The sequence below is a fragment of the Aurantimonas sp. genome, from assembly GCF_964217435.1.
GTDB classification, from domain to species: Bacteria; Pseudomonadota; Alphaproteobacteria; order Rhizobiales; family Rhizobiaceae; genus Aurantimonas; species Aurantimonas coralicida.
Genome location: NZ_CAXPJM010000012.1, coordinates 49093 through 67596, shown reverse-complemented (window position 1 = coordinate 67596; position 18504 = coordinate 49093). Strand labels below are relative to the sequence as shown.

Below are 18504 nucleotides of genomic sequence, written 5' to 3'. Positions count from 1 at the left end.
GTGAGCAACTGGCAGGAATCCCGCAATGACCAGACCTGACGACAGGCGCGCCAACGCCCTGATTCGGCGCGCGGCAGCCGTTCTTGCAGTTTCGACGGCATTGTTCGGCGCCGCACCCGCGCTTGCCGAGGACAAGCCGGCCGGCAGCAGCCAGACCCAGCTCGCCCGGGACATCGTCGCCGGGCTCGACAAGGTTTTCGGCGGACCGCACAAGGGCTACCGGACGGCCCATTCCAAGGGCATTCTCCTTGACGGGACGTTCCGCCCGTCGAAGGACGCGGCATCGCTGACCCGCGCCGAGCATCTCACCGGGGGCGATGTGGATGTGACGGTCCGCTTCTCGAATTTCGCCGGCGTGCCCCATGTCGGCGACAATACCGGTGACGCGAACCCCAAGGGCATGGCGATCAAGTTCCTGCTGCCGGACGGCGGCTCAACCGACATCGTCGCCCATTCCTTCGACGGCTTCGCCGCCCAGACGCCGGAGGAGTTCCGCCGCTTCGTCCAGGCGCTCGGCTCGTCCGATCCGCAGGATTTCGCCGATCACCTGGCCGCGCATCCGGCCGCCAAACGCTTCATCGACGCGCCGAAGCCGGCACCGGTCAGCTTCGCCACCGAGGCCTTCTACGGCGTCAACGCCTTCTCCTTCACCAATGCGGCCGGCGACTCGCGCTTCGGCAAGTATCGGCTGGTGCCGGTCACGGGCGTCGCGCATCTGAGCGCGGCCGAAGCGGCGGCAAAGGACCCCGACTACCTGTCGCAGGACATGGCCGAGCGGCTGGAGGACGGGCCGGTGCAATTCCGCCTGCTGGTCCAGCTCGCCGGCGAGGGCGATCCGATCACCCGGGCGGCCTTTCCCTGGCCCGAGGACCGCGAACAGGTGGAGCTCGGCGTCCTGTCCCTGACGACGCTGGCTGCCGATTCGGTCGCGCGGCAGCGCGAGCTCGTCTTCACGCCGCTCAGCCTCGTCGGCGGCATCGCGCCGTCCGACGACCCGATGCTGATCACGCGCACCCGCAGCTACCGCATGTCCTATAGCCGACGACTGACCGCCGGCGCAGCGGCGACGGACAGCCACTAGCCCCGACACGGAAAGGACGTCCCGGATGCTCCGTCTCGTCATCTGCGCCGCCCTGTGCGGCTTCACCCTGCCGATCGTCGTCGCCATGGCGGCAGGGCACATGGTCGTCATCGACCAGATCGACCGCATGTTCGACCGCAAGGTGGTGGCGATCGAGGAGGGTGACACGTTGCGCTTCACCAATCGCGACGAGTTCCTGCACCAGATCTATGTCGAGACCGACGGCTTCAGCTTCGATTCCGACGAACAGGCGCCCGGCGAGATGATCGAGGTCACCTTTCCGCGACGGGGCGACTACGAAGTCCGCTGCGGCATTCACCCGCGCATGAGCCTCGCCGTTTCGGTCGAATGATACCCGGCAGATACCGCCCCTCCTAACGCTCCGAGATTACGACACCGCATGCCCCTCCGGTTGAAACTTCTTGTCGGCTGCCTGTGCCTGACGCTCGTCACGCTCGGTCTCGGCGTCTTTGCGCAGCACTCGCAGCGTGGGGCCGGTGACCTCGCCACCCGCATCTACGACGAGGCGCTTCTGTCGCTGAGCTATCTGCGCTCGGCGCAGAACTCGCTCCTGCAGATCGAGATGGACGATCTGCAGCTGCGTTCGGGCGAGGTGCGGGGCGATGGCGAAGCGTTCCTGTCGGCGCAGACGGCGCTGTCGACATCCCTGCCGGACATCATGGCGGATCTCGACGTTGCCTCGGAGCGGGCGATGTCGCCCGGGGGCCGCCGCAAGATCGGCGAAATCCGCACCGGGCTGCAATTGCTGCAGCAGGATTTCAGCACGCTGGACAACACGCAGCTGCGGGCGCGGTTTTCCGCCCTCGACGGCGAATTCGACACGGCGGTCGAGATCCTCGCCGGCGACGGCTACCGTTTCCGCCGGGAAGTCGGCGAGCTGATCGAAGCCTCGATGCACAGCACCCAGGGCGCGATGGCGGCGGCCGTGGTGCTCGCCGTGATGATCTCGCTGATGCTGGCGCGGATGATCGTGCCGCCGCTGAACCGGGCCGTGCAGGTGGCCGAATCGATCGCCCGCGGCAAGCTCGACAACGAGATCGTGCCACATGGTCACGACGAGACGGCCCAGCTGATGCGCGCCCTGGCGACGATGCAGCGCAGCATCGGCGAGCATATCGGCCGCATCCGCGAGCTGATGGCCGAGCAGGCCGACAGCTACGACAGCCATATCGCCATCCAGAACAGCCGCTTCGAGGCGGCGCTCAACAACATGACCCAGGGCCTGTGCCTGTTCGACGTCAACGAGCGGCTGGTGATCTTCAACCGGCGGTTCGCGGAGATGTTCGGCGGTCTGCAGATCGGCGTGTCGGCGCGGCAGGTGCTGCTCGATCCGGAGATCCAGCATCTTCTGGCGCCCGGTCCGGACGGCAGCTTCACCCACGAACTTCCCGACGGCCGGATGATCGCGACCTCCCGGCAGGCGATCGAAGGCGGTGGCTGGCTCGACACGTTCGAGGACGTCACCGACCAGTATCGGGCGCAGGCGAAGCTCTCCCACATGGCGCTGCACGACGCGCTCACCGGACTGCCCAACCGGGTGCAGTTCCGCGACCGGCTGGAGACGGCGACGCGGACCCCGGCCGGCATCGCCAACACCAGCGTGCTCTGCCTCGACCTCGACGGCTTCAAGGCGGTCAACGACACGCTCGGCCATCCGACCGGCGACGCGCTGCTGCGCGCCGCAGCCGCAAGGTTGCTGTCCTGCGTCAGGCAGGGCGATCTCGTGGCCCGCGTCGGCGGCGACGAGTTTTCGATCATCCAGTCGGCCAGCGATCCGCATCTTGGCGCCGCAGCCCTGGCGCAGCGCATCGTCGATGCCTTCGTCGAGCCGTTTCCCATCGACGAGCGGCCGATCTGCGTCGGCGTCAGCGTCGGCATCTTCGTCACGGCGGAAATGGCCGAGGCCGGCCGGGCGATCGACCCGGACACCATCATCAAGAATGCCGACGTGGCCCTCTACCGGGCCAAGAGCGAGGGTCGCGGCACCTTCCGCTTCTTCGAGCCGGACATGGATGCCGGTCTGGAGGCGCGGCGGCAGCTCGAACTCGACCTGCGGCTGGCCGTCGAGAACGAGGAATTCGCGCTGTTCTACCAGCCCTTCGTGGATGTCGAGCGCCAGGTCGTCACCGGGTTCGAGGCTTTGTTGCGCTGGCACCATCCGCAGCGCGGCCTGGTCTCGCCGGCCGAGTTCATCCCGGTCGCCGAGGATTGCGGGCTGATGGCGCCGCTCGGCGTCTGGGTTCTGGAGACCGCCTGCCGGCAGGCCGCCGAATGGCCGTCGGACCTGGCCATCTCGGTCAATCTTTCGCCGGTGCAGTTCCGCGACCCGGGCCTCGCCGATATCGTCGAGGCGGCACTGGAGCGCGCCGGCCTCGCCCCCGAACGGCTGCGGATCGAGGTCACGGAATCGCTGCTGCTGCAGGACAGCGCCACGGTGCTGGCGACGCTGAAGCGGTTCCGCGACCATGGGATCGGCATCTCCATGGACGATTTCGGCACCGGCTATTCCTCGCTCGGCTATCTCAGCCGGTTCCCCTTCGACAAGATCAAGATCGACCAATCCTTCGTCCGCCACATCGACGATCGCGAGAACATGGCGATCATCCGCGCCGTGATCGGCCTCAGCCGGGCCATGGACCTGTCGGTGATCGCCGAGGGCGTCGAGACGGCGGCCCAGCGCGATATCCTGTTGCGCGAGGGCTGCCGCGAGATGCAGGGCTATTTCTTCTCGCCTCCGAAGCCGGCCGACGAGCTTGCGCGCATGCTCCTGACCTGCGGGCGCGGGACGGTGGAGGACAACGACGCCGTGTCGGCCGAGCTGGTCTGCCTGCCGCCTTCGCCGACGGCCGATGCCGTACCGCGCAGCCAGGCGCTGCCGGGGTGACGGATCACGATGGCTGGCGGGCCGGTTCCGGCGGGATCGCCGGGGCTGTCGCATGGCGCAGGGCCGACCGGTAGCAGGCCAGCCCGACAAGGGTGAGCAGCGCCACCACCGCCAGCGCGACGTCGTAGCCGCCGGCCGCCCAGAGCAGCGAGCCGACAAAGGGCGACAGGGCGTAGGCGCACAGATACGGCACGGCCATGGCGCCGCTGATCGCGCCGAACCGGGCCTGGCCGAGAATCTCCCGCGTCATCACCGGCCGCATGATGCTGAGGACGCCGTAGCCGCTGCCCTGCAGGACGACGAAGGCGATCACCAGGAGGGGCGCGAACTCCGCCGCGATCAGGCAGAGCGTTGCCGTGATCACGAAGGCGAAGGACAGCGTCGTCACCCATGCGTTGGACAGGCGGGCACCGCCGAGCATCAGCGCCAGCCGCCCGGCGACCTGCATCGGCCCGATCATCGCCGCGGCGAGCACCGCCAGGTCGAGACTGACGCCCCGGTCGGCGAGGATCGGCAGCAGATGGTTCAGCACCACCCCGTGATTGAAGCCGAGCAGCGAAAAGCCGGCGGCGAGATACCAGAACAGCGGACGGCGCAGGAGGGCGGGGGCCGGCGCGGACGACGCGGTCGTGGCCAACGCCGGCGCGGCAACGGCCGGACTGGCGGTGGCCTCGCCAGAGCCGCCAGCCCCGTGGGCTTCGCTCGAAAGGCCGGCGGAGGCTTCGAGCGCCCGGGCGCCGAGGACGATCAGCGGCACGCCCAGGCATCCGACAAGCGCGGCGAACAGCCAGACGGCGCCCTGCCAGCCGGCCGTCTCGGCCATGACGTGATTGAGCGGAAAGGACAGGGTGCCGGCAAAACCCGCCACCAGCGTGACGCGGGTGATCGCCGGGCGGGCATCGGCACCGAGCGCCCGCGTGACCAAGGCGAAGCAGGGCTCGTAGAGGCAGCCGCCCATCGCGGCACCGATCCCGAGCCAGAGCAGCGCGAAGGCGGGCAACGTGTCGGCGAAGGGCAGCAGCGCCAGAAGGATCGCCCCCGCCAGAGCGGAGCCGCCCATTACCAGCGGACCGTGGCCGCGGTCGATCAGGCGGCCCGCCGTCGGCGAGACGATTGCCGAGACGATGATGGCCGCCGCGAAAGCCGCGGTCAGCCAGGTCTTGGACCAGCCGGCATCGGCCTCCCAGCGCAGGAGGAGCGCCGGAAAGAGATAGTAGAAGCCGGCCCAGACTATGGTCTCGCCGAAGGCCAGGCAGAGGACGGCGTGAGCCGCACGCATCCGGGCTGTCCCGGCGGGCCTAGCTGCCCAGATGCGTCTTCAGGAAGTCGACGGTGCGGCCCCAGGCCAGCCCGGCGGCAACCTCGTCGTAGCGGGCCTGAGAGGTGTCGTTGTTGAAGGCGTGGTTGACGCCCGCATAGACATGGACCTGATGCTCGGTTCCGGCGGCCTCCAGCGCGTCGCGATAGGCGTCGATGCCGGCATTGATGCGCTCGTCGAGGCCGGCGTAATGCAAGAGCATCGCCGCCTTGATGTCGGCGACCTTGTCCGCATCCGGCTGGCGGCCGTAATAGGCGACACCGGCGGCAAGGTCCGGATCGGCGACGGCGAGGTCGTTGACGAGGCCGCCGCCCCAGCAGAAGCCGACCGCCCCGACGTGGCCATTGCCGTCCTCGCGGCCGGCGAGCCATTTGCGGGATGCCTTGGCATCGGCGATGCGGGTCTCGGCATCCAGCGCGCCGATCATCTCGCGGGCCTTGTCCTCGTCCGGCGGCGTGCCGCCGGCCGGCGACAGGAAGTCGGGCGCCACGACCAGGAAGCCTTCCAGCGCCAGCCGCCGGGCGACGTCCTGGATATGGGCGTTGAGGCCGCGGTTCTCGTGGATCACCAGCACGGAAGGCAGGGCATCGGTCGCATCGGCGGGCCGGGCCACATAGGCCTTCATCTCGCCGCTGGCGCCGGGATAGGTGGCCCAGACGCCGGCGAGACGCGGATCGTCCGGTGCGACGATGGCGGCGCGGGCGCTGGATGCGGCCATCAGCGGCGCGATGGCGGCCGCCGCGGTCGCCGAACCGGCCAGTGCCGTCAGCCGGCGCATGAAGCCGCGGCGATCGAGCGTCAGGTGCGTGTATTCGTCATAGGCATCGATCATCGCCTGGGTGATCGTCGGGGTCCTGTCGTCCATGATCGCCTGCTCCATCACCGTTCGCAGGGCATACTAACTTGTTGCGGCCCCGGCGCAATGCGGCGGCAATCGCGCATCGCGGCGGCGCCATGCCGGCTTCCGGCGACCGCTTCCCTAGTGTTCCGCGCGCGAAGTCTTACATTGGCGCGGATGACTGATTTCGACGAATCAACCGGGGTCCCGGCGGCCCGTCCCGGCGGCATCGCCGCCCGTGCGCTGTCGGCCCGCGGGGTGGCCCGCAATGCCGGCGCGCCGGACTATCTCTCCGGCCTCAATGCCGAGCAGCGCGCCGCCGTGGAGACCACCGAGGGCCCGGTGCTGGTGCTGGCCGGCGCCGGTACGGGCAAGACGCGCGTCCTGACGACGCGCATCGCCCATATCCTCGCCACCGGCCGGGCCTGGCCGTCGCAGATCCTCGCCGTGACCTTCACCAACAAGGCCGCGCGCGAGATGAAGCAGCGCATCGGCCTTCTGGTCGGGGAGCAGGTCGAGGGCATGCCGTGGCTCGGCACCTTCCACTCGATCGGCGTGAAGATCCTGCGCCGCCACGCGGAACTCGCCGGGCTGAAGTCGAACTTCACCATTCTCGACACCGACGACCAGATTCGGCTGATCAAGCAGCTCATCAAGGCCGAGAATCTCGACGACAAGCGCTGGCCGGCCCGCACCTTTGCCAACATGCTGGATGGCTGGAAGAACAAGGCGCTGACGCCGAAGGACATTCCCGAGGGCGACGCGCGGGCCTTCGCCAACGGCAAGGGGCGGGAACTCTACGCCGCCTATCAGGCGCGGCTGCAGTCCCTCAACGTCTGCGATTTCGGCGATCTCCTGCTGCATCCGATCGCCATCTTCCGGGACAACCCGGACGTCCTCGCGGAGTACCACGACCGCTTCCGCTACATCCTGGTGGACGAGTACCAGGACACCAATGTCGCCCAGTATCTCTGGCTGCGGCTTCTGGCCCAGCGTTCGCAGGTGCGAGGCGAGGCGGGGCGCAGCCCCGCGCTTCGGCAGGCGGCAGGCGCCGGCGCCGTGACGCAGGCAGGCACCGCCGAGGCGGGCGCGGCCGAGCGGCCGCCGGTCAACATCTGCTGCGTCGGCGACGACGATCAGTCGATCTATGGCTGGCGCGGCGCCGAGGTCGACAACATCCTGCGCTTTGACCGGGACTTTCCCGGCGCGACGGTGATCCGGCTGGAGCGCAATTATCGCTCCACCGCCCACATCCTCGGCGCTGCCTCGCATCTGATCGCCCATAACGAGGACCGGCTCGGCAAGACGCTGTTCACCGACTATTCCGACCCCGAGCACCAGAAGGTCGAGGTCAATGCCGGCTGGGATTCGGAGGAGGAGGCGCGGGCGATCGGCGAGGCGATCGAGGATCTGCAGCGGCGCGAGGACCACAATCTCAACGACATGGCGATCCTGGTGCGCGCCTCGTTCCAGATGCGCGAGTTCGAAGACCGCTTCGTCACCATGGGGCTGAACTACCGGGTGATCGGCGGTCCGCGCTTCTACGAGCGGATGGAGGTGCGCGACGCGCTCGCCTATTTCCGCTGCGTCTGCCAGCCGGCCGACGACCTGGCCTTCGAGCGGATCGTCAACACGCCCAAGCGCGGGCTCGGCGACGCCACCATGCGGCTGCTGCACGATTATGCCCGCGCCCGCGGCGTGCCGCTGATCGCGGCGGCGGTGGAGATGGTGGAAACCGAGGAGCTGAAGCCCAAGCCGCGCAACGCGCTGCGCCGGGTGGTCACCGATCTGGTGCGCTGGGCCGAGCAATTATCGACCGCCAAGCACACCGATCTCGCCGAGCAGATCCTCGAGGAATCCGGCTACACCGAGATGTGGCAGAACGACCGCTCGGCCGAGGCGCCGGGCCGACTGGAGAATTTGAAGGAACTCATCCGCTCCATGGAGGCCTATGACACGCTGCCCTCCTTCCTGGAGCATGTGGCGCTGGTCATGGACACCGAGCAGAACGCCGAGATGGACGCCGTCTCGATCATGACGCTGCACGCGGCCAAGGGGCTGGAGTTCGAGACCGTCTTCCTGCCCGGCTGGGAGGAGGGGCTGTTTCCCCATCAGCGCGCCCTCGACGAGGGCGGCCGCTCCGGCCTCGAGGAAGAACGCCGGCTGGCCTATGTCGGCATCACTCGCGGCAAGCAGCGGGTGAAAATCTGGTTCGTCTCCAATCGCCGCATCCACGGCATGTGGCAGTCGACCATCCCGTCGCGCTTTCTCGACGAACTGCCCGAGGCGCATGTCGAGGTGATGGAGGCCAACACCTCCTATGGCGGCTACGGCGCCAGCCGCTGGGACGGCGCGGCGGCCTTCCAGGAAGGCGCCTATACGACGCCGGGCTGGCGCCGCGCCCAGGCGGCCAATGCCGGCTTTGCCGGTGGCAATGGCGGGCGCGGCCGGGGCGGCGACGGCTGGTCGGGCGGGCGCACCCGCGAGATCAGCTATGACGAGGGCGGCGTCGGCGCCCGCAGCGGCCAGCACGGCGGCAAGGGCCACAACCAGCCGCCGCGCACCGGCTTCGGCCTCAATGCCGCGGCCCGCAAGGGCGGCCCGCGCGATATCGAGGGCGAACTGGTGGCGAAATCGGTGGCAACCGAAGCCAGCCGCTTTGCCTCCGGCGACCGGGTCTTCCACCTGAAGTTCGGCAACGGCACCGTCGCCAGCGTCGAGGGCAACAAGCTGACCGTCGATTTCGACAAGGCCGGCCAGAAGCGCGTGCTCGAAGGCTTCGTGGAGCCGACCTGAGCATCGGCCGGCCGCCGCCTGTCTGACGGCCGGACCGGATGACGGGCCAGGCTCCCGCCTCTCACCGCAAAGAGCGATGATGGATTACGACGCGATCATTCTGGGTGCCGGCGGCGCCGGGCTTCTGGCGGCGGCGACCGCCGGGCAGGCGGGGGCGCGCGTCCTGGTCCTCGACCATGCCGACGCGCCGGGAAAGAAGATCCTGATCTCCGGCGGCGGGCGCTGCAATTTCACCAATCGCGAGACCGAGCCGCACTGCTACCTGTCGGAGAACCCGCATTTCGCCAAGTCGGCGCTCAGCCGCTACACCCAGTGGGACTTTCTCGCCCTGGTCGAGCGCTACGGCATCGCCTGGCATGAAAAGACCCTTGGGCAGCTGTTCTGCGACGGATCGGCGAAGCAGATCGTCGACATGCTCCTGGCCGAATGCCGGGCGGGCGGCGTCGAGATCCGCCTGTCGACGCCGGTGGGCGAGATCGCCCATGCCGACGGTCGCTTCCGGGTCGCCGGCGCATCCGCCCCGGCGCTGGTCATCGCCACGGGCGGGCCGTCGATCCCGAAGATGGGCGCCACCGGCAAGGCCTACGAGATCGCCGAACGCTTCGGCCTCAAGCTTGTCACCCCGCGCCCGGCGCTGGTGCCGCTGACGCTCGGCAAGGACGAGATGCTGTTCCGCGAGATTTCGGGCGTCGCCTGCCCGACCATCGCGCGGGTGCGCGACATCGCCTTCGAGGAGGCGTCGCTGTTCACCCACAAGGGCCTGTCGGGCCCGGCGATCCTGCAGGTCTCCTCCTACTGGTCGCCGGGTGAGACCATCGAGCTGACCCTGGTCAAGGATGCCGCCGAGATGCTGCGGGCGGCGAAGCGGCGCATGCCGCGCGCCCACATGAAGGCGGCGCTCGCCGAGCGGCTGCCCAACCGTCTCGCCGACGCCCTGGCCGAGCGCATCGGCGAGACGCGGCCGCTGGGCGCCATCACCGATGCCGAGCTGGATCTGGCCGCCGACACGCTGACGCGCCTGCGCTTTCGCCCGACCGGCACCGAGGGCTTTGCCAAGGCCGAGGTGACCGCCGGCGGCATCGATACGGCGGAACTGTCGTCGAAAACCATGGAAGCCCGGCACGTTCCCGGCCTCTACGCTATCGGCGAGGCCGTCGACGTCACCGGCTGGCTCGGCGGCTACAATTTCCAATGGGCCTGGGCCTCGGGCGTCGCCGCCGGCAAGGCGATCGCCGCGCGGCTGGGATGAGGCGCGGCGGGCGCGCGATGCTGTGGCGTGGTGACACGCCGACGTGGTGGTACAAACCCTCAAACACGGGCGTCATCCTCGGCTTGACCCGAGGACCCATGCCAAACCCTTCGCGCCGCCGCGACGTTGCCGAACAGCGGTTCCGCAAAACGGCGGCTCATCTCATGGCAATCGCCACCCGCATTGATAGGCCCCGCCAACGCTTGAAGCAGCGGATGGTGAAGTTGCGGCGGTCTGCCGCAATGCGGCTGGCCGTTATGGCGAAGTTGCCGGTCGTTACCGTCGCGGCGGTGTCGGCGCTGAGGCATGGGTCCTCGGGTCAAGCCCGAGGATGACGCCGGGAGGAAGGCTGGGGCCAATCGCGGACGCTGGCGCGCCAGATGTCGTCCGTCGCTGTGCCGCATCGAGGGTGGCGAGGGGCAACACTGACGCGTGAGTTCGGCGGACCCGTAAGAGGCCGCCCGCGACACCGAGCGAGCGCGCGCGACACGAGCTGTCTGCGTTGCAGGATGATCGCGTCCCTCAAAGACGGGCGTCATCCTCGGGCTTGACCCGAGGACCCATGCCAAGCCCTCCGCGCCGCCGCGGCGTTGCCGAACAGCAGCCCTGCAAACGGCGGCTCATCTCATGGCAATCGCCACGTGTATCGATAGCCCCGGCTAACGCTTGATGAAGTCGCGGCGGTCTTCCGCAATGCGCTGCGGTTATGGCGAAGGTGCCGGCCTGTCACCGTCGCGGCGGTGTCGGCGCTGAGGCATGGGTCCTCGGGTCAAGCCCGAGGATGACGCGGAGAGGAAGGGCGGAGCCAGTCGCGGACGCCGGTGGGCGACCCGCGCGACCGTGAGCGAGCCGTCTGGGCTGCAGGATGATCGCGCCCTCAAACACGGGCGTCATCCTCGGGCTTGACCCGAGGACCCATGCCAAGCCCTCCGCGTTGCCGCAGCGTTGCCGAAAGCCCCCCGCCAAACGGCAGCTCACCCTGCGGCTATCGCCCGCACATCACCCGCCATCGCGCCCCTACCGCTTGAAGCGGCGGTCGGTGAAGTTGCGGCGGTCTTCGGCGATGCGCTGGGTGATGGCGAGGGCGGTGTCGTCGCCGGCGACGGCGGCGAGGCGTTCGACCTGGTTGATCGCCACCAGCCGCAGCAGATCCTCGCGCACGGTGCCATTGGTGTCGCGGGGCAGGGTCGCGACCATTTGGACGAGGTCGGGACGGGGACGCGGCGCGTCGCGCAGGCGTTGCTCCAGCGCCGGCGCATCGGTGCCCGGTGCCGGTTCGGCGAAGAGATAGAGGCCGACGCCGCGCTGGCGCGGATAGGGATAGGGCACGAGGGCGAAGCCCGCGATGGCGGGATCGGCGGCGACCCGCGCCTTGATCGCCACCCCGTCGGTGTCCATCCGGTCGCGCGTGCCCTCGCCATCCGACCAGTTGAAGATGCCCCGGGTGACCATGTTGTAGACCGGCTTGAAGGTGGCCATCCAGACCCGCGCCGGCAGGCTCTTGGTGGCGAGCATGCGCTTTTCGGACGCCGTCAGCGCCTCGCGGCAGAAGCTGCGCTTGTGCTTGAGGAGATGACGCAGATCCTCGCGGGCCAGGAGCCGGAACAGGCGCGTGCGGCGCGGAAAGAAGGTGGCGAGCTGCATGTCGATCAGCGCCGCTTTGCCGTCCGGGGTCATCAGCCAGTTCTGCGGCTTGGCGAGATCGTTATGGGTGATGCCGGCCCGGTGCAGCGAACGCAGCAGCCGCTTGGCGTCGCGGAAATAGGCGGTGTTGCCGATCGGACGGGCGACGTGCAGCGGCGTGCCCTCGATCCAAGACCGGTAGAGCGCCTCGGAATCGACGCCGAGAAGGGTCGGGGTCCCGGCGACTGGACCCAGCGTCTGCAGCGCCCGGATCTCGCGCCCGGCAAGGTGCCAGGCGAAGCGGCGGACCCACCGGGCGGCGCTGCCCACACGACGACGCGTCACCGGAGTGTCGGGTGCATTGGCGAGGTGACCGGCGGCGATCTCGCCGAAGACGTCGCGTTTGAGTACCGTATCGACAACGAAGGGCGCGGCAAGAACGGGAAGCGGGGGACGATGCTGGGGCATGGATCTCGTGGACTGGGCAGGAATGTCGCCTAGCTTCCGCCAAGCAAGCGCAATCGCGCGGCGCCGGACGCGCGACCGATCTTTGCGGAATTATCGACCCTTGCGAGGCGAAATGGAAGTCGAAACCCACCTGTTCCCGGCGCGGGACCATATTCCCAACAGCTCCTTGCCACTGCTTGTGTTGCGCGAGGCTGTCGGTGCGGAAGACGCGACCGCGTCCGCAATGACCGAACGCTTTCTGGATCATGGCTGGCAGGGCTGCTGGACCTACACGGTCTTCGACTACTGGCACTATCATGCCGACGGCCACGAGGTGCTCGGCTGCGTCGGCGGCGAAGCGGAAATCGGCTTCGGCGGGCCGGGCGGGATCACGGCGCGGATGCGGCCGGGCGACGTGGTGGTGATCCCGGCCGGCGTCGGGCATCGGCGCCTGTCGGCGACGCCCGACTTCGCCGTGGTCGGCGCCTATCCGCCCGGCCAGAGCGGCACCATCCTGCGCGCCGGCGACCGCGAGCTGGCGGATGCACGGAAACAGATCGCGGCGCTGGCCCTGCCGCCGCGCGATCCCGTGACCGGCACGCAGCCGGGCTGTCTGGCGGCGTGGCATGGCTGAGGGCCGACCCCAGCCCTGGTGGAGAAGCTGCGAATCTTTCGCCCGCAGCCTTTCAATCGCCGGGCGAGGGTGGAATAGAAGGGCGACTTACAGCCTGTCCGATCCATCCCAACAGCGTTCCCGTGATCATGTCCGTCGATAGCCCGTCCGTCCCGTCCGCTGCGTCGCCCGCACCGGAGGCGGAGGCGCCGCCGGACCGGGAAGTGTCGCTGCCGTCCATGCTGTTGCTGGCGCTGGTCGTCGGCATCGTCGCCGGCGTCGGCGCGATCGTCTTCAAGTATCTGATCGCCTTCATCTACAATCTGGCCTTCTACGGCGAGCTCAGCCTGCATCTCGAGCCGAACGCCTATGGCGCGCCGAGCCCGTGGGGCATGGGCATCATTCTGGTGCCGGTGATCGGCGGTCTGGTCGTCGTCTGGCTGGTGCGCAGCTTCGCGCCCGAGGCCAAGGGCCACGGCGTGCCGGAAGTGATGTATGCGATCTATCACCAGAACGGGAACGTGCGCGGCGTCGTCGCGGTGGTGAAGTCGCTGGCCTCGGCGATCTCCATCGGCACCGGCGCCTCGGTCGGCCGCGAGGGGCCGATCATCCAGATCGGCTCGTCCTTCGGCTCGACCTTCGGCCGGGCGCTGGGCCTCGTACGCCACCAGAAGATCACGCTGCTGTCGGCCGGGGCGGGCGCCGGCATCGCGGCAACCTTCAACACGCCGCTCGGCGGGGTGCTGTTCGCCTCGGAAGTGCTGCTGCCGGAAATCTCGGCCCGCACCTTCCTGCCCGTCGTCGTGGCGACGGCGACCTCGACCTATGTCTTCCGCCTGGCGATGGGCATCGAATCGGCCTTCATCGTGCCGCTGGGCGGCCTGCCGGAGGGGGCTGCGGTCAACGGCGCAGAGCTGCTGCTGGCGGCGATCCTGGGCGCGGTGATGGGCGTTGCCGCCTGGGCCTTCGTCAAGCTGCTGGCAAAGTCCGAGGACGTCTTCGAGCAGTCGAACCTCAACCCCTATGTCCAGAACGTCATCGGCATGACCGCCGTCGGCGTGATGGGCTACCTGTTCCTCTCCTGGACCGGCCACTACCACATCTATTCGGTGGGCTACGCGACCATCCAGGACATCATCAGCGGCGCCGACATGACCGTCGCGGTGCTGATCATGCTGTTCGCCGGCAAGCTCGTGGCCACCTGTCTCAGCCTCGGGGCCGGGGCGTCGGGCGGCATCTTCTCGCCGAGCCTGTTCATGGGCGCGGCTCTGGGCGGCGCGGTCGGGCTGATCGGCAACGCGATCCTGCCGGGCGCCGGCCTGACCATGGAAACTTTCGCGATCATCGGCATGGGCGCCATGGTCGGCGGCGCCACCAGCGCGGCGATGACGGCCATCGTGATGATCTTCGAGATGACCCGCGACTACGAGATCATCCTGCCGCTGGTGCTGGCCGTGGCGATCGCCATCGGCGTGCGGCGCTCGCTGACCCTGGCCGACATCTACACGATCAAGCTGCGCAACCGCGGCCGGCCGATCCCGACCGACAGGACCACCAACATGTTCATGGTGCAGCCGGTCACCGAGGTGATGTCGAAGACCTTCGAGATCCTGCCCGGCGCCATGACCGTCTCGGAAGCGCTGAAGCGCATCGACGTCGAGACCTCGCGGGTGATCCTGACCGATGGCAACCGGATCACCGGCTTCGTGCGCTTCGGCACGATTCCCTACCGGGCCGATCGCTTCGCCACCCAGACCCTCGACGACATCGGCTCGTCGGAGTTCATCCTCGCCTCGACGGTTCACAATCTGAATACGGTCATCACCCGGATGAACCGGCGCAATCGCTCCTACGCCATCGTCGTCAGCGAGACCCGCGGCGTGCCGCGGCCCGAGGACATCGCCGGCGTCATCAGCCGCGAGGAACTGGCCAACGCGGTGGTGCGCAACCACTACGGGTGATCGAGGCGGATCGGGAGGGCCCGCCGGCACGGTCCGGCGCGTCCTGATGCCGGGTGGTCGCGGGGGCGCGTGAAGCCCTGCCGCGCAGGCTCTCGGCGTCAGTGGTTCTGCCCGGAATCCTGCGCCACCCGGCTTCGCGCCGCGGACTTGGAACCAAGCACGAGCCCACTCGTATTGTCAGTGGTTTACCACCTGACAGATCGAGATGCTCTCCATGGATTTCCCGCACCCTCCAGTGACCGCGACGGTCGGCGGACAGCCGATCCACGCGATGCTGATCCCGTTTCCCTTCGTCTGTTTCACCCTGACCCTTCTGACCGACATCGCCTATTGGCAGACCGGTCACCTGATGTGGCACAATTTCTCGTCCTGGCTGCTGTTCGCCGGTCTGATCTTCGGTGGTTTCGCGCTGCTCGCCGGCCTCGTCGACTTCATCGCCCAGCCGCGCCTTCGGGCCCAGCCACCCGCCTGGGCCTATGCGATCGGGACGGTCTTCGTGCTCGCGCTCGGCTTCCTCAACAGTCTCGTCCATGCCGGTGACGGCTGGACGGCGATCGTTCCCTACGGTCTCGCCCTGTCGGCCGTGAACGTGATCCTCATCTTCGTCACGGCCTGGCTCGGCCGTTCGATGGTCTTTCAGTACGGTGTCGGAGTGCGTAACCATGATTAATCGCAAGCCATCCATCCGGACCGCCATTCTCGGCGGCAGTGCCATGGTGCTGCTGGCGATCGCCGGCTGCAGCGACGAGGGCGGCGATTTCGACGTGTCGTCCCAGATCGGCCCCGATCCGGTCCTGCCGGAGCCGAGCACCGCGCTGCTGCCCGATCTGAAGGTGGCCGAGGTCGTCGGCTGGGAGGAGGGGCAGACCCCGACCGTTCCCGAAGGCCTGACGATCACCCCCTACGCCACCGATCTCGCCAATCCGCGCACGGTCCACACGCTGCCGAATGGCGACGTCCTGGTGGTGCAGTCGCGCGGCCCGTCGGGCAAGCCGGTGGAGCGGCCGAAGGACGTGATCCGCGGCTGGATCATGTCGCTGTCCCACGGCAGCACAGGCCCGCAGAAGGAGAGCAACCTCATCACCCTGCTGCGCGACACCGATCGCGACGGCACGGTGGACGAGCGCACGGACCTTCTGACCGGCCTGCATTCGCCCTTCGGCGTCGCCTGGGCCGACGACACGCTGTATGTCGCCGCCGCCGATGCGGTGCTCAGCTATCCCTACGAGCTGGGCCAGACCGAGCTGACGGCCGAGCCGACAGTGCTGACGCCGCTGCCGGGCGGGCCGATCAACCATCACTGGACCAAGGATCTGGCGCTGAGCCCCGACGGCACGATGCTCTACGCGTCGGTTGGCTCGAACTCCAACGCCGCCGAGCGCGGCATGGAAGCCGAGAAGGGCCGCGCCGCGATCTGGCAGATCGACCGCGAGACCGGGGCCAGCAAGGTCTTCGCCTCCGGCCTGCGCAACCCCAACGGCCTGGCGTTCCAGCCGGATACGGGCGAGCTCTGGGCGGTCATCAACGAGCGCGACGAGCTCGGGCCCAACCTCGTACCGGACTACATGACCTCGGTGAAGGAGGACGCCTTCTATGGCTGGCCCTACAGCTATTACGGCGACCATGTGGACGAGCGCGTCTATCCCCCGCGGCCGGACATGGTCGAGAAGGCGATCGCTCCCGATTATGCGCTGTCGAGCCACGTCGCGGCGCTCGGCCTGACCTTCACCAACAACTCCGCCCTGCCGGAAGCCTATGCCAATGGCGCCTTCATCGGCGAGCATGGAAGCTGGAACCGCAGCAACTTCAACGGCTACAAGGTGGTCTATGTCCCGTTCACCGATGGCAGGCCGGACGGCATGGCACAGGACGTGGTGACCGGCTTCCTCGACGGTGACCAGGCCCGGGGACGTCCGGTCGGTGTCGGGATCGACGGCACGGGCGCGCTGCTCGTGGCCGACGATTCCGGCAACACGGTCTGGCGCGTCGCGGCGGCCGACGGCACCGTCTCCGACCAGCCGGTCGGGACGGATCAGATCGCCGGCAGTGCCGCCGCGCCTGCAGAGGGTGACGCTGCGGCTGCGCCCGATGCCGGTGCGGACGCCGCAGCGCCCGCAGAGACGCCAGCGGCTGCGGGCGAGGATGCTGCCACGCCGGCAGCGCCGACCGACGCCGGCACGGCCCCGGCAACCCCCGACGCCGAGACCGCGCCGGCTCCGGCCGACGACGCAGGTTCGGCGGCCACGGACGAGCCGGCAGGTGACGCACCTGCGGAGACCGAGGCCGACACGGCGCCGCGCCCGGCACAGACCGAGATCGCGCCGGCCGTCCAGCCGAGCGGTTCGGTCGAGCAGGCGCCGGAACCGCAGCAGTAGCGTTTCCGCACTTCCCAGCGCGTTCGATCTCAAGACGACGGCGTCCGGTCTCACCGGGCGCCGTTTTCATGTGCATGGGGCGTTCGGGAAAGTGAGAGTCGCACCCGTCGGTTACGCGGCGCTCTGAATCCGATGGACGAACTGCAGAAATGCGCTCGGCTGCGATCAGGCCGCGTGGCGAAGTTCGGCTGCGGTCTCGGACGGGGCAGAGATGACGACGCGGTTGCGGCCGTTGTCCTTGGCCCGGTAGAGGGCGCGATCCGCCGCGAGCAGCACGGCGTCCATCGTGTCGGCGGGGGCAAAGCCGGCAATGCCGAAGCTGGCGCTGATCCGGTGGCCGGTGGCCAGCGCCTCGTGCTCGGTGCGGTAGAAAGTCAGCCGCAGTGTCTCGGCCACCCGTGCCGCCTGCCGCGCGCTGCAATCCGGCAGGATCAGCGCGAATTCCTCGCCGCCGATGCGGCCGGCCCGGTAGCCGCTGCGCCCGATCAGCTCGCCGAAGGCCCGGATGATCGTGTCGCCCACCGCATGGCCGTAGCTGTCGTTGACCTGCTTGAAATGGTCGATGTCGCACAGGACCACGGCGCCGCCACGCTTCAGCGTACGGGTCAGCGACTGGTCGAAGCCGCGACGATTGAGCAGCCCGGTCATGGCGTCGCGCTCCGACCTGCGTCGGTAGTCGGCGATGACGCCGCTGATGATGCGGGCGAGCAGCAGGAAGACCACCAGCGGCGTGACTAGGCCCGACAGCGTCAGGAGGGTGGTCTCGAGGCCGGAGGTCTTCACCGCATGGTAGCTGGCCGTGCCATCGAAGAGCATGGGAAACAGTGGCAGGCGAACGAGGAAGATGCCCGACACGAGGCAGAGCGCGATCGCCAGCGCCGTATCGAGCCAGCTCCGCTCTTCGGCTTTGGCAAGGCGCCAGACGCTGTCGAGGATGGCCAGCGCGCAGGCGGTCTGCAGCGGCAGGGTCTGGTAGATGAAGGGCACCTCGAATGCCAGCAGCACCAGCGACATCGCGGCGAGGCCGGCGACCGTGCCGATCAGCGCGCCATGCCGCTGCGCGCTGCGCGTGGTCAGCCGGATCGACTGGCCGACGCACAGATAGGCGGCCGGCAGAAGCAGGGTAATGGCAACGAGTTCGGCGTTGGAACTCTGCAACTGGCTGAGGACCAGGACTTCGACGCTGCCGATGAGCAGCGCGGCGGCCAGCCAGGCCAGCGCCGGCTCGGTCCGCATCCCGGCATAGATCGCCGCGCACAACACCGAAAGACCGCCGAAAACGACGATATTCACTGCGC

Annotated in this window: 13 protein-coding genes; 9 read left to right on the top strand and 4 right to left on the bottom strand. The window is 68.7% G+C overall.

What is annotated here, in order from left to right; all coding sequences use genetic code 11:
* Nucleotides 1-25: 25 nt before the first annotated feature.
* The 3 genes from ACEQX1_RS06490 to ACEQX1_RS06480 are packed head-to-tail and all read left to right on the top strand — an operon-like array spanning nt 26 to nt 3986.
* On the top strand, nt 26-1081 hold the full coding sequence (locus ACEQX1_RS06490; protein WP_370195963.1) for a catalase family peroxidase: 1056 nt from the start codon (nt 26-28) through the stop codon (nt 1079-1081).
* Between the two features lie 25 nt (nt 1082-1106).
* Complete coding sequence (locus ACEQX1_RS06485) at nt 1107-1433, top strand: plastocyanin/azurin family copper-binding protein (protein ID WP_370195965.1); 327 nt, start codon at nt 1107-1109, stop codon at nt 1431-1433.
* Nucleotides 1434-1493: 60 nt separating this feature from the next.
* Nucleotides 1494-3986: a putative bifunctional diguanylate cyclase/phosphodiesterase gene (locus ACEQX1_RS06480; RefSeq protein WP_370196633.1), complete on the top strand. Its 2493-nt coding sequence runs from the start codon at nt 1494-1496 to the stop codon at nt 3984-3986.
* A 4-nt stretch (nt 3987-3990) separates the two neighbouring features.
* Here ACEQX1_RS06480 and ACEQX1_RS06475 read toward each other — a convergent pair whose 3' ends face one another.
* Both ACEQX1_RS06475 and ACEQX1_RS06470 read right to left on the bottom strand, forming a co-directional pair.
* The gene (locus tag ACEQX1_RS06475; RefSeq protein WP_370196632.1) at nt 3991-5265 is read right to left on the bottom strand and encodes an MFS transporter; all 1275 of its coding nucleotides are present in this window, start codon (nt 5263-5265) and stop codon (nt 3991-3993) included.
* Between the two features lie 19 nt (nt 5266-5284).
* Nucleotides 5285-6169 carry a dienelactone hydrolase family protein gene (locus ACEQX1_RS06470; protein ID WP_370195969.1) on the bottom strand — a complete coding sequence of 295 codons (885 nt, stop codon included), beginning with the start codon at nt 6167-6169 and terminating at the stop codon, nt 5285-5287.
* A gap of 150 nt (nt 6170-6319) precedes the next feature.
* Between ACEQX1_RS06470 and ACEQX1_RS06465 the strand changes: the two genes are divergently transcribed.
* Together ACEQX1_RS06465 and ACEQX1_RS06460 are read left to right on the top strand one after the other, a co-directional pair.
* Nucleotides 6320-8938 (top strand): ATP-dependent helicase, encoded by a 2619-nt coding sequence (locus ACEQX1_RS06465; RefSeq protein ID WP_370196631.1) that lies wholly within the window; start codon nt 6320-6322, stop codon nt 8936-8938.
* A 79-nt stretch (nt 8939-9017) separates the two neighbouring features.
* Nucleotides 9018-10187: an NAD(P)/FAD-dependent oxidoreductase gene (locus tag ACEQX1_RS06460; protein WP_370196630.1), complete on the top strand. Its 1170-nt coding sequence runs from the start codon at nt 9018-9020 to the stop codon at nt 10185-10187.
* Between the two features lie 1017 nt (nt 10188-11204).
* Here ACEQX1_RS06460 and ACEQX1_RS06455 read toward each other — a convergent pair.
* The gene (locus ACEQX1_RS06455) at nt 11205-12278 is read right to left on the bottom strand and encodes a serine/threonine protein kinase (RefSeq protein ID WP_370196629.1); all 1074 of its coding nucleotides are present in this window, start codon (nt 12276-12278) and stop codon (nt 11205-11207) included.
* Between ACEQX1_RS06455 and ACEQX1_RS06450 the strand changes: the two genes are divergently transcribed.
* The 4 genes from ACEQX1_RS06450 (at nt 12277) to ACEQX1_RS06435 (ending at nt 17206) form a co-directional block, all read left to right on the top strand.
* A complete protein-coding gene (locus tag ACEQX1_RS06450) occupies nt 12277-12891 on the top strand; it encodes a cupin domain-containing protein (RefSeq protein WP_370195973.1) in 615 nt (204 codons plus the stop codon). The genes ACEQX1_RS06455 and ACEQX1_RS06450 overlap by 2 nt on opposite strands.
* 128 nt (nt 12892-13019) lie before the next feature.
* On the top strand, nt 13020-14831 hold the full coding sequence (locus tag ACEQX1_RS06445) for a chloride channel protein (RefSeq protein ID WP_370195974.1): 1812 nt from the start codon (nt 13020-13022) through the stop codon (nt 14829-14831).
* Between the two features lie 205 nt (nt 14832-15036).
* Nucleotides 15037-15501, top strand: coding sequence for a DUF2231 domain-containing protein (locus tag ACEQX1_RS06440; RefSeq protein ID WP_009209083.1), 465 nt, complete (start codon nt 15037-15039; stop codon nt 15499-15501).
* Nucleotides 15494-17206, top strand: coding sequence for a PQQ-dependent sugar dehydrogenase (locus ACEQX1_RS06435; RefSeq protein WP_370195975.1), 1713 nt, complete (start codon nt 15494-15496; stop codon nt 17204-17206). The genes ACEQX1_RS06440 and ACEQX1_RS06435 overlap by 8 nt, the downstream gene beginning before the upstream one ends.
* 165 nt (nt 17207-17371) lie before the next feature.
* On the opposite strand, the gene ACEQX1_RS06430 is transcribed toward ACEQX1_RS06435, so the two are convergent.
* On the bottom strand, nt 17372-18499 hold the full coding sequence (locus ACEQX1_RS06430) for a diguanylate cyclase (RefSeq protein ID WP_370195981.1): 1128 nt from the start codon (nt 18497-18499) through the stop codon (nt 17372-17374).
* Nucleotides 18500-18504: the final 5 nt, after the last annotated feature.